Here is a 12,244-nt window from a genome sequence, read left to right as displayed (position 1 = left end):
GGCGGCGTCGCCGGGATTCGCCCCCGGCGACGCCGCTCATTCCGCCGCTGCGATGTGTCCGAGCTCCACCACCTGGCGCTCGAACAGGCCGCGATAGATGCCGCCTGGCTTGCGCGCGAGCACGGCGTGGGTGCCCTGCTCGACGATCTCGCCGCGGTCGAACACCAGGATGCGGTCGAGGCTCCTCACCGTCGACAGCCGGTGCGCGATCACGATCGACGTGCGGCCCTTCATCAGCCGCTCCATCGCCTGTTGGATCAGCGCCTCCGATTCCGAATCGAGGCTCGAGGTCGCCTCGTCCAGGATCAGCACCGGTGCATCCGCCAAGAACGCGCGCGCCAGCGCCACGCGCTGCCGCTCGCCGCCGGACAATTTCACGCCGCGCTCGCCCACCAGCGTGCCATAGCCCTTCGGCAGGCGCAGGATGAAGTCGTGCGCATTGGCGAGGCGCGCCGCCTGTTCGATCGCCTCCAGGCTGGCGCCGGGCCGGCCATAGGCGATGTTCTCGGCGAGCGAACGGTGGAACAGGATCGGCTCCTGCTGCACGATCGCGATCTGGCTGCGCAGCGATTGCTGCGTGGCCAGCGCGATGTCCTGCCCGTCGATCAGCACGCGACCGCCGGTGACGTCGTAGAGCCGCTGCACCAGCTTGACGAAGGTGGTCTTGCCGGAACCGGAGCGGCCGACGAGGCCGACCCGTTCGCCGGCACGGATCGTCAGCGACAGTCCGTCGTACAGCGGCGCGCGATGGCCGCCATAGTGGAACGTGACGTCGTCGAACACGATCTCGCCGCCCTCGATCGCAATCGGCCGTGCATCGGGAGCATCCGCAATGCCGATCGGCTCGTCGTGGATCGCCACCAGCTCCTCCATGTCGTTGACCGAGCGCTGCAGGTTGTTGATGTGCATGCCGACGTCGCGCAAATAGGCGTGGATGACGTAGTAGCTCGTCAGCACATAGGTGACGTCGCCGGGCGAGGCATGCCCCGAGATCCACAGCAGCACGGAGCCGCCGATCACGGAGCCGCGCAAGGCCAGCAGCAGCGAGAGCTGCGCCATGGCGGTGTAGTTGTAGCGGAACCAGGTCCGCCGCACGCGCACGCGCCAGCGATTGATGACGCGGGCGAGCCGCGTGTCCTCGCGCGCTTCCGCGCCAAACGATTTCACCACGGCATTGCAGGTCAGCGCGTCCGCCAACGTGCCGCCGACCTTGGTGTCCCAGGCATTGGAGACGCGCGCCGCCGGCGCGATGTAGCGGGTCGAGAACACCACCGTCATGGTGACATAGGCCAGCGCGCCGAGCGCGATCACCACGCCGAGCGAGGCCCAGTGCACGCCGAGCAGGATCATCGAGCCGATCAGAACGACGAACGAGGGCAAAAGCGCCAACAGTAACGTGTCGTTGAGCAGGTCGAGCGCCCACATGCCGCGCGTCACCTTGCGAACCGTCGAACCCGCGAAGGAGTTCGCGTGCCAGTCGGTCGAGAAGCGCTGCACGCGCATGAACGCGTCCTGCGCGACGTCCGACATGATCTTCAGCGTGAACGGCACGATCGCCTGCAATCCTGCCAGCCGCAGCACCATCGAGGCCGCGCCCAGCGCCACGATGGCGCCGAACGCGACCAGCGCCGCGTGGCGCGCATCGGAATCGGATGGCCCGCGCGTCAGCGCGTCGATCAGGTGGCCCGAGAATACCGGCATGAACAGGTCCGCGGCGGTCGCGCCCAGCAGGCCGCCAACGATTACGAAGCCGCGCCCCGGCTGCTTCAGCCAGTGCCGGAACACGAAGGGCAGCACCACGCGTATCGCCGCGGGCTTCTTTGAAAGAGCGGTCATGGCATCATCCGGCCGCTCTTGGCGCGAGCCGGCTCCATCGATGGACGCAAGTTGCGCCGAAGGCCACAACGGCGTCACGTAAGACTGATTTTGACTTGGGAAGCGGAGCAATCGGGACGCTTGGTCGATACCTTGGCCCGATCGAAACTGGCGGAAGAGGCCTCTAGCAGGCCGCGTACATACCGAGCCAGGACATCATCGAGAGCATCATCGAGCGCGGGCGTACGATCTGCGAATGCGACGAAATCATGCAAATCTCTCCCCGGTTCGATTGAATGAGGTGCGCTTTATAGATGTGTCGCTCGTGAATTGCAACGGGGCTCGCGCGAGATCACGCACGAGTGTTGCAATTTGGCGCGCGGGCCCTGGCCCGCAATCACACCTCAATCTCCGCTGTCATTCCCCGGCTTTGACCGGGGCATCCAGTACGCCGCGGCTTCTCGGTTCTAGCCGCGCTGTCTCGGCGTACTGGATCGCCCGGTCAAGCCGGGCGATGACACGGAGTATGTGGCCGGCTCAGTGCGCATCGCCGCCAGCGCCGAACGGCGAAGCCGGCTTGTTCAGCAGCGCGACCAGCAGGCTGAGGCCGAGATAGAACACCGTCAGCATGAGGAAGGCGTCGCCAAAACTCATCACCACGGCCTGGCGATGCACGAGCTGGGACAGCTGCTTCATCGCCATCAGCGTGGAATCGCCGAGCCCCTGAAACGTCTGCATGAACATGGTCAGGGTTTCGGTCGCGGTCGCGTTGCCCCAGGTCACGCGCTCCTGCAGGCGGGTGATGTGCAGGTCGGTGCGGTCGTTGAGCACGGTATTGATGACGGCAAGGCCGACCGCGCCGCCGAGATTGCGCATCAGGTTGAACAGCCCGCTCGCATTCTTCACCCGGTCTGGCGCCAGCGTGCCGAGCGCGATGTTGTTGGTCGGCACCATCGCGAACATCATGCCGATCCCGCGCAGGATCTGAGGCACCAGCAGCTCGTAGAAATCGTAATCGCGGGTCATCCAGGTCATCTGGTAGGAGCCGATCGCGAACACGATGAGGCCGAACGCGATCATATAGCGCATGTCGAGCTTGGCCATGAGCCGGCCGACCAGCGGCGCGACCAGGAACATGGTGATGCCGGAGACGAACATGGTCTCGCCGATCATCAGCGCGCTGTAGCCGCGCACTTCGGCGAGATAGCGCGGATAAATGTAGGTCAGGCCGTAGAGACCGATGCCGATGCAGAATTGCAGCGTGCATCCGACGGCGAAATTGCGATCGGAGAAGGTGCGCAAATTGACGATCGGCTCGGCCGCCGTGAACACGCGCCAGAAGAAGGCGATCGCCGAGATCGCGCAGATCCAGGCACAGATCGCCACGGAAGTGTCCTGCATCCATTCATATTGCGGGCCTTCCTCCAGCACATATTCCAGCGTGCCGAGGAAGCCGGCCATGAACAGCAGGCCCCACCAGTCGAAGCGGTCGAGCAGCTCGAAATGCGGCTCGTCGAAATCGACCAGCGCCAGCACGCCCACGGTGATGCCGATGCCGGGCACGACGTTGATGAAGAACAGCCAGTTCCACGACATCAGGTCGGTGATGTAGCCGCCGACCGTCGGCCCGACGGTCGGGGCCAGCGTCGCGACGAGCCCGATGATGGGACCGACGATGTGGAATTTCGTGCGCGGGAAGACGGTGTAAGCCGAGGCGAACACGGTCGGGATCATGCCGGCGCCGAGAAAGCCCTGCAGCGCGCGCCAGAGGATCATCTCCTCGATGGTGGTGGCGAAGCCGCAGAGCAGGCTCGAGAAGGTGAAGCCCGCCGCCGAGATCGCGAACAGCAGCCGCGTGCCGAAGGCGCGCGACAGGAATCCCGACAGCGGGATCGCGATCACTTCGGCGATCAGATAGGCGGTCTGGACCCAGGAGACTTCGCTGGAGCTCGCCGACAGCCCGGCCTGGATCTCGCTGAGCGAGGCCGAGACGATCTGGATGTCCAGGATCGACATGAACATCCCGAACACCATGATGATGAAAGCGAACAGCCGCTTCGGCGCGATGCGCTCCGAAGCGGGATCCGCCATCATGGCAGGTGCAGCAGTGGTGGCGTTGGCCATGGTGTCAGCTCGGGCTGGAGCAAGGCGCGGGGGCGGTGCACCTCTCCCGCTTGCGGGAGAGGTCGGCGCGAAGCGCCGGGTGAGGGTTCTTTCCGCTTGGGGATTGTCCCACTGCGGAGACACCCTCTCCCCAGCCCTCTCCCGCAAGCGGGAGAGGGAGCGCAGCTGCGCTCCGGGCAAGAATGCGTCGCGCCCTCATGTCACAACATCCTACTGCGGATGGATCGCGGTGGGATCGTCGAGATCGACCTCGCTGTCGGCGTCGGCCGCGCCCTTGTTGGTGTCGACGGTCGCGTAGACCGACATGCCGGCCCGGAGCAGGTTCTGCTTCGCCACCGATTTGGGCACGCGGATACGGACCGGCACGCGCTGCACGATCTTGGTGAAATTGCCGGTGGCGTTGTCCGGCGGCAGCAGCGTGAACACCGAGCCCGCGCCCGCCGCGATGCTGTCGACGACACCGGAGAACTTGCGCATGCCGTAGGCGTCGACCTTGATCGTCACCGGCTGGCCGGGGCGGATGCGCTTGAGCTGCGTCTCCTTGAAGTTCGCGTCGATATAGACATCGTCCAGCGGCACGATGTTGCCGAGACGCTGGCCGACCGCGACGAAGTCGCCGGTGTTGACCAGACGATTGGAGAACGTGCCGCCAACCGGCGCACGGACCGCGGTGAAGCCGAGGTCGCGCTCGGCCTTGGCGAGCGTGGTCTTGAGCTCGGCGAGCTGAGCCTGCGCCTCGACCTGCTGCGCCTTGGCGACATCGACATTGCTGACGGCGACGTCGTAGGCGGCCTGCGCGGCCTTGACCGCCGCGGCGCCCTGGTCGCGTCCGGCCTCCGAGCTCTCGAAGGTGGCGCGCGAGGCGAAGCCCTTGCTGCTCAGCGCCTGCTGGCGCTCATAATCGAGGTCGGCGCGCTTGAGGCCCGCTTCAGCCGAGACGAGCTGCGCCTTGGCCTGCGCGACCTGGCTGTCGAGCGCGGCGACCTGACGGCCGATGCGATCGATCGCGGCCTGCTGGGTCGCGATCTTGGTCGCGGCGGCGTCGACCGCGATTCTGTAGTCGCCGTCGTCGATGCGGAAGACGATGTCGCCGGCACGCACCGGCGTGTTGTCGCCGGCGAGGATCGAGGAGATGTGCCCGGCAACGCGCGCGCCGAGCATGGTGTTGTTGGCGCGGACATAGGCGTCGTCGGTCGAGATGTAGAAGCGGCCGACCAAGGTGTAATAGCCGGCATAACCCGCAACAGCGAGTGCGAGGACGAGGCCGACGCCCATCAGGACGAATTTGCGCTTGCCGGACTTGGGCGCACCTGACTTGGGCGCAGTGGCGGCGGGCGCGCCCGGCGCGGGTGCGGCCGGCTTGTCGGTCACCGGGTTCTCCGGCGCCTCGCGGGTCGGCCGCTTCGTTTCCTCGGCGACATGAGCGCGCAACTGCTCGGCAGGGGGTGCCGATGTCTCGGACGCAGCATCACCGCCCGCCTGGTCCTCCACCGCTTCCTGGCGAAGGACGCGCGCCGCCTGGTCTCTCGATACGGCCATAAAGGCCTCCCCAATAAGCGCGACCGAGGGCGGCCGCTGCGCAGCCGGTTTCCTCTCGCCGATCCCAGATATCATTGACCGAACGGTTCGGTCAATATACAATAATATTCCGGGTCAAGACTGTACCGCCTCGAATCCTTTATTGGGGTTTCATGGCCTTGATCCGGTCCAAAAACCTTCCGAGACACTGAACCAATGGTTGTGGCTGCCAGCGAACATCTGCACGCCGTCCAGGAGGAGGACAGCTCCAAGCGCCGCCAGATCCTCGACGGTGCCCGCAAGGTGTTCATGGATCTTGGTTTCGACGGCGCCAGCATGGGCGAGATCGCGCGCGCCGCACAGGTCTCCAAGGGCACGCTCTACGTCTACTTCGCCGACAAATTCGCGCTGTTCGAAGCCATCCTCGAACAGGAGGCGCTCCAGCACGGCCAGGTCGTGTTCAATTTCGATCTCGACCGCGATGCCGAGACCACGCTGAAGGAATTCGGCATCGCCTACCTTCACTTGATCTGCCGCCCGGGCGGCGGATCGGCGATCCGCACCGTGATGGCGATCGCCGAACGCATGCCGGATGTCGGTCGCCGCTACTATGCGCGCGTGCTGGACAAGAGCATCAATCGCCTCTCCGGCTATCTCAAGGCCCGTGTCGCATCTGGCGATCTCGCGATCGACGATTGCGATCTTGCCGCCTCGCAATTCATGGAGCTGTGCAAAGCCTCGCTCTTCCTACCCTTCGTGTTCCAGGCCGCACCCGCGCCGTCGGAACAGCGCATGACCGCGGTGGTCGACAGCGCAACGCGGATGTTCCTGGCGGCGTATAAGGCGAAGTAGCAGCGCGTTGCGCCTACGGGGCGGGCAGCACTATATTGCGGCCATGTCTCGCGATCTTCGCCCGCCGGTCGACATCCTCCACTACGAGATCGTCCAGGAACAGGCCTCGGCGCTTGGACGGATGGGCTCCGCGCTCGAACAGTGCCTCTCGCGCCTGCGCGAATTCGACGCTGCCCACGCAGCGACCGAGCTGCCGGCCTCAATGCAACCGGCCAGGCGCAAGCTGGTGCTGGAAGCCGGCCAGGCGCTATGGATGTTCGTGGTGCAACGTGAGGCGTCCGGCTTGCGCGACAGCCGCCATATCATGCGCACCTACAACGTCCCGGGTGAGGTGCAGCGCTGCATGGGGCTGGCTCCTACACCGCCGAAGCCTGCGTAGATCGTAGCCCGCATGAGCGCAGCGATATGCGGGAAGGCTGTTCCCGGATATCGCTGCGCTCATCCGGGCTACAAGAGACACGACGTGCTAATCGTCGGCGTACTCGTCTTCCTCGCGCTTGCGCATCGTGCTCTTGCGCGCGCCGAGCGAACCGGTCACCGACGGCTCGCGCGCACTCGCATAGGGTCTGCGCGATTGCGCGCGGGCGGCAATTTCTTCGCCGGAGGCGGCGGCGGGCTGGCAGATCAGGCGGCGGCTGGCGCGGCGCATCAGATCGACGTGGATGTGATCATAGTGGTAGACGTTCGAGCCGGGCGCGAGCACGGTGGTGAAATGCGCGCACGCACCCGACTGTACATCGCGCAAAAATCCCTGCTCTTCCGGCATGCCGCGCCAGCCGTCCTTGATCGTGACGCGGCGGCCGTCGGCGAGCACGAAGGCGGAGATGTCGAGCGCATTGCCGAAGGCGTGCTCCGAGATGTGCGCGTGCGGATTGCCGTTCATGCCGCGGCAGGAATAGGCGGAGATCTGCTTGATCTCGGCGACGCGGACGCCGAACCAGCGCATTGCCGAAGGCTGCACCGTGTCGGCGAGCCAGCGGTCGAGCTCTGAAACGATCGGACAGGCGAGCGTCGCGGTCGGCTTGATCGCGACGGGACCGACGGTCGTGACCGGATTGCCCTGTGCCGGGCCAAGACGCGGCAGCGGCTGCTGCGCCGGCGCCTGCGAGTAAGGCGCTGGCCGTGCCGGATAGCTCGGTGCATTCATGTAGCGCGCCGCGCCCGCGGCATCGGTGCCCTCGGGCGGTAGGTCGATCTCGTCCTCCTGCGGGGCGACGCCGGGCGCATTCAGTGACATCGGGCCGGTTGAGGTGCCGTAGCCGGCGGGCTGACGCACCGAGCTCTCGGGATAGTTCGAGCGTTGCGGATAGGACGACGCCGGATAATTCTGGCTCTGCGGATAATTCGACTGCGGCTGCACCGGCCAACGCGGCTGGTTGCCGATGCTGCCGGGCGGGCGCGGCGCCTCGTCGGCAAAGCCATAGGTGCTGGAGGCTTCGCCGATGGCGGCGACCTTGAGCGGAAACTCGGCGCCGCAGCTGCCAGGCCCGGAAATCGGGTCGATGCGGACGATGTCCGCACCTTCCTTCACCGCGCCCGATTTCAGGCACGCCGCTTCCGCCTCGGCCCGCCATGGCTCACGTTCGGCCTGAAAGAAGCCGCGACCGCAACCCGCTAGCGAAACAAGGACGATGGAGCCGACGAGGTACAAACGAACTCCGCGCGTCATGCACGCACGTTCGGTGAATTTACTTAAAGACTCTTCAACGTGTTGACTTCAGCCTTCCTTAACCATGACGGCCCCGCGCGTGGCCGGACGCTGCCGCCGATGAGCGACAGCAAGGCTGACTTTTCCGCGAGGAGACTCTCTGTTAACCATAACGGTTGCGGCAAAGCGCGCGACCAGCGGGAGCGACTTCATGACGTTCGCCGGCAGACTGAGCGTTATCACCGCCTACCTCGCCATGGCCTTCGTCGGCGCCATCGTGCTCGGCATGATTTAGAAGAAGACAGCAGCCTCTTGTTCCTTCTCCCCTTGTGGGAGAAGGTGGCGCGAAGCGCCGGATGAGGGTTTCTATCCTCGCGCGCCTGTGCTCGTGGAGACAACCCCTCACCCCAGTGAGCCCGTGTCGACCAGCGAAGCTGCCCTCTCCCACAAGGGGCGAGGGCACAGCAATGCGCATCTCGCCTCTACAAGATCCAGGGCAGCAGCAAACGCTCAGCTCCTCTCTCGTAACAAGATGAGAGGGACAACTTCGACATCTCGCGAGCTACGACCGCGCGCTCCATTGAGGTGACGTCGTGATCAGTTGCTCGCGCGGCGCCTCGACCCGCGTCCAGTCGTTGCCGGAGCACCAGAAGCGGCCGAGCGCACAGGCTTCCACGTGCAGCTTGCCTGAGCTCTTCAACGTCATCGTCGCGTAATAGGTGTTGCCGCTGGAGCGGCTGTAGATGCTGCCGGCCCATGCATCGTGCTTTTTCGGCTTCATGTTGACGAGCACGCTCTCGCCCCTGCTCGACGCTTCAGTGAGCGCATAGCCGCACAGCGCAGGTCCACAGCGCTCGATGCGGACCGTACCCCTGGCGCCGGCGCTCTCCCACTCGCCGAGCGGCGTATAACTCTCGTCGTCGCCGGTCTGTGCAACCGTTGCGGTCTGCTGGCTTCCGGGCTTTGGGACGATGGCCGGCGGCTGGATGCGCGGCGGTTCGAGTTTTGACGTCTCCTGGGACGCCTCCAATCTTGGCGCCGGCGGCGCCACAACGGATTGCGACGTCGTCGCGGCAAGGACGGGAGGCGGCGGGGGCGGCACGACCACAGTTGCTTGCGGCGGCCGGACCGGTGCCGCCGGACAAGCCGGCTGCGGCGCCTGGACCACTGGCGCGGGCGCCGGTTGCGAGGCCGGTGCTGCGCCGACATTGTCCGTCGGCCGGAGGCTGCGATTGGAGGACACCGTGACACAGGAGGTGGATCGGCAATTGCGCGGCGCCTCGACATGGAACCGGTGGCCGCCAACCGAGAAGGTGTAGGAGCCGGCCTGCGCCGTGGGCGCGATCGCCATCAATGCGATCAATGTGCCAAGCCAAGTTGCAAGCCGCTGCATCGGCGTTTCCCTCAGTGTCGAGACGACTTTACGCAGAGCAGGCGCGGCTGAATGTGCGCTGCCTCACCCAGGCGGTGGGCGTCGTTGTGACGCCCATCACAGAACGCTGGACCATCCCCGTGTAGGGTCGAGCCACGCTTCATCCACCAGCGACACCAGTTCATATCGGGACCACGCCATTTTCGGAGGTTGTCATGAACAAGCTTTCCATCGCCGCCACCGCCCTCTTCCTCGCTTCGACGGCCGCCGCGCAGGCCGGCAATTCGATCGCGTTCCAGATCGAGGGGCAGCACATCCGCATCGAGACGCCGCGCAACTGCGCCTCGCTCAATTGCGTGACCATCGTCGCGCCCGGCCTGTCGGACAAGCCGATCAAGCTGAACAACATCAACCTCAACGGCCTTGGTGGCTCCAAGGACGATGACGTCGACACCACCCCGGCTCCGGCGACCACGACGGCGCAACCTGCGCCGGCGCCGGTGCAGCAGCAGCCCATGCCGCAAGCGCCGGTGCAGGCGGTTCCGCCGACCGCGCCAACCGTTGGCACGCCCGCCGCCCCGGCCGCGACCGTTGCCGCCACCCCGTCCGTCGGCGTCGACAATACGCAGCCTGCGCCTGTTTCCGCGCCTGCTCCCGTCGCTGCTGCTCCCGCACCGGCTCCGGTTGCCGCCGCGCCCGTGGCGGCTGCCAGCACGCCGATCGGCGTGTGGGCGACCGAAGAGAACAAAGGCAATGTCCGCGTCGAGCAGTGCGGCGCCAATCTCTGCGGATACGCCGAGAAGACCAACGAGCGCATCCTGATCAACATGAAGCCCGACGGCTCGAAGTGGAGCGGCCGCATCCACGATCCCGACTCCGGCCGCAACTACGACTCGACCATTGCGATGAAGGGTCCGAATGCGATGCGCGTGCAGGGCTGCGCCTTCGGCGGCATGTTCTGCGGCGGCCAGACCTGGAAGCGCGTGAGCTGATATTACCGCCGTCATCCCGGGGCGATGCGAAGCATCGAACTATGGTGCGCAATTGCGCACCTGAGGATCTCGCGCGACAGCATCACTTTATCCCTCACCTGTGAGGAGCCTGCGCAGCGGGCGTCTCGAAGGGTAAGGCCCGGGATTGAGAGCCGGGCCTGCATGGTTCGAGACGCGCGCAAGAGCGCGCTCCTCACCATGAGGGGAAAGAGTAGCGTTTGAACATTCACCCTTCCCATCCGACAGACGTTCATCCACCATTCAGCCCCACACGGCTGAAATCGGCCGATCTCGCCTCGCGTTCTCACCGGGACATCCTCGTGACTTCAATGGTGGCTTGGCGCCGCTCCGTGTTCGCGCTCGTGCTGCTGGCCTTGCCGTCGGCCGCGAGCAGCATAGCTTTTGCATCCGATGCAATCGAGCTTGCACAGGCGCAGCCGCAATCACAGTCAACACCCGCCTCCTCCCCGACGCCGTCGGCCTCACCAGCACCGTCTGCAGACACGCAGCCCGCTGCGGTCGAGCCGATCGGCAACGTCGCGACGGTGACGGGGATCGCGACCGTGATCCGCGACAAGAACTCCTATCCGCTGCGCGTGCGCGACGACATCTATCTCAACGACGTGGTGCAGACCTCGTCGAACTCCTCGCTCGGCATCACCTTCAACGACGCCACCACGTTCAACCTCTCCGCCAGCGCCAGGATCACCATCGACAATTACGTCTATGAGGACGGCGGCAAGCAGAATTCGGCGATCTTCGACGTCGGCAAGGGCACCGTCGCCTTCGTTGCGGCCGCGGTGGCGAAAACCGGCGACATGAAGATCACGACGCCGACGGCAACGCTCGGCATCCGCGGCACCACTGGAGTCGTCGACGTGCCCGAAGGCGCAGCGGCGCGTAGCGCGAACAACGTCAACATCAAGCTTTATCCCGACGCCGACGGCCGGGTCGGCCACATCGATGTCGACGACCGCAGCAGCGGCGCGCGGCTCGGCGCGCTGACGCAAGCTGCGAGCGGCTTTGCGATCCGGCCTGGCGCGAGCGGCGGCGTCATGCGCTTTGCCGCGGTACCGATCACGATCCCACCGCAGCAGATCGCGCGCGACCGCGGCTTCGTCAGCCAGGTGCATCTGGCGCAGACCACGGGCCGGCAGATCGTCATCGAACAGCGCGACTTCCGTCGCGCCAATCCGGGCGCGCTCAGCCGCATTCCGCGGCCGGCACAACCGCCGCAGCAGCAACAATTGCGGCCGACGACGGCGCCGGGCCAACTGCCGCAACGGCCGAACGGCCAGCCCCGTCGAGACAACCGTCCGGGCCAGCAGCAGCCGGGCACGCCAGGTCGGCAAGGCGCGCAGCCGCAGCAGCAGCGGCAAGGGCAACAAGGTGGCGCGATGCAGCCGGGTACGCCGCGTGCGGGCCAACGGCAGCAGCAACAACCGCAACCCGGCCAGCAGCAAGGTGCCGGCCGTCCGGGCGCACCGCGCGCTGGACAGGGCACAGCACCCAGCGGCACGCCGCAAACCCAGCCGCAGCGCCGTGGACAGAGTCAGCCTGGAGGAGTCGTGCCGCCACAACCGGGCGGGACGCAACAAGCAGGCCCGCAGCAGCAATTGCCGCGCAGCAGCATGCAGCCGGGCCAGCCGCCCGCGGCTCAACACCCCGGCATGCAGCGCCCCAGTGGCTCCCAGCAGCGCGTCCCCGCCGCGCCGCGCAAGCCGGCGCCGGCGCCGAAGGACAAGAAAGAGCGGCGGTGAGCCTTCCTTCTCCCCTTGTGGGGGAAGGTGGCGCGAAGCGCCGGATGAGAGGTTCTATCCACTCGCCGGACCCGCCCGTGAGGATAGAGACCCCTCACCCGTCTCGCCGCTACTGCGGCGAGCCACCCTCCCCCACAAGGGGCCCACAAGGGGAGAGGGGGCA

General features: G+C 66.1%; 9 protein-coding genes. 4 read left to right on the top strand and 5 right to left on the bottom strand.

Annotation, left to right across the window (positions count from 1 at the left end; genetic code table 11):
* Positions 1–36 precede the first annotated feature (36 nt).
* The 3 genes from CVM73_RS32475 to CVM73_RS32460 all read right to left on the bottom strand — a co-directional run bounded on the left by CVM73_RS32475 (position 37) and on the right by CVM73_RS32460 (position 5,478).
* Positions 37–1,836 (bottom strand): ABC transporter ATP-binding protein, encoded by a 1,800-nt coding sequence (locus tag CVM73_RS32475; protein WP_167407175.1) that lies wholly within the window; start codon positions 1,834–1,836, stop codon positions 37–39.
* A 516-nt stretch (positions 1,837–2,352) separates the two neighbouring features.
* On the bottom strand, positions 2,353–3,939 hold the full coding sequence (locus CVM73_RS32470) for a DHA2 family efflux MFS transporter permease subunit (protein WP_100235851.1): 1,587 nt from the start codon (positions 3,937–3,939) through the stop codon (positions 2,353–2,355).
* A 210-nt stretch (positions 3,940–4,149) separates the two neighbouring features.
* The gene (locus CVM73_RS32460) at positions 4,150–5,478 is read right to left on the bottom strand and encodes an HlyD family secretion protein (RefSeq protein ID WP_100235849.1); all 1,329 of its coding nucleotides are present in this window, start codon (positions 5,476–5,478) and stop codon (positions 4,150–4,152) included.
* A 195-nt stretch (positions 5,479–5,673) separates the two neighbouring features.
* On the opposite strand from CVM73_RS32460, the gene CVM73_RS32455 reads away from it, so the two are divergent.
* Both CVM73_RS32455 and CVM73_RS32450 read left to right on the top strand, forming a co-directional pair.
* Positions 5,674–6,309, top strand: a complete 636-nt coding sequence (locus CVM73_RS32455; protein WP_100235848.1) for a TetR/AcrR family transcriptional regulator — start codon at positions 5,674–5,676, stop codon at positions 6,307–6,309.
* Between the two features lie 43 nt (positions 6,310–6,352).
* On the top strand, positions 6,353–6,688 hold the full coding sequence (locus tag CVM73_RS32450) for a DUF6665 family protein (protein WP_100235847.1): 336 nt from the start codon (positions 6,353–6,355) through the stop codon (positions 6,686–6,688).
* Positions 6,689–6,775: 87 nt separating this feature from the next.
* Here CVM73_RS32450 and CVM73_RS32445 read toward each other — a convergent pair whose 3' ends face one another.
* Positions 6,776–7,978 carry an extensin family protein gene (locus CVM73_RS32445; RefSeq protein ID WP_100235846.1) on the bottom strand — a complete coding sequence of 401 codons (1,203 nt, stop codon included), beginning with the start codon at positions 7,976–7,978 and terminating at the stop codon, positions 6,776–6,778.
* Between the two features lie 541 nt (positions 7,979–8,519).
* Positions 8,520–9,350, bottom strand: a complete 831-nt coding sequence (locus CVM73_RS32435; RefSeq protein WP_100235844.1) for a DUF2147 domain-containing protein — start codon at positions 9,348–9,350, stop codon at positions 8,520–8,522.
* Positions 9,351–9,544: 194 nt separating this feature from the next.
* Here CVM73_RS32435 and CVM73_RS32430 point away from each other — a divergent pair, with 194 nt between their 5' ends.
* Together CVM73_RS32430 and CVM73_RS32420 are read left to right on the top strand one after the other, a co-directional pair.
* The gene (locus CVM73_RS32430; RefSeq protein ID WP_100235843.1) at positions 9,545–10,321 is read left to right on the top strand and encodes a DUF2147 domain-containing protein; all 777 of its coding nucleotides are present in this window, start codon (positions 9,545–9,547) and stop codon (positions 10,319–10,321) included.
* 329 nt (positions 10,322–10,650) lie between these two features.
* On the top strand, positions 10,651–12,081 hold the full coding sequence (locus CVM73_RS32420) for a FecR family protein (protein ID WP_167407180.1): 1,431 nt from the start codon (positions 10,651–10,653) through the stop codon (positions 12,079–12,081).
* Positions 12,082–12,244 lie beyond the last annotated feature (163 nt).

This window comes from Bradyrhizobium forestalis, from assembly GCF_002795245.1.
Taxonomy (GTDB): domain Bacteria; phylum Pseudomonadota; class Alphaproteobacteria; order Rhizobiales; family Xanthobacteraceae; genus Bradyrhizobium; species Bradyrhizobium forestalis.
Note: the sequence above shows the minus strand (reverse complement) of the source record. Positions and strands in the feature narration are given on the sequence as shown.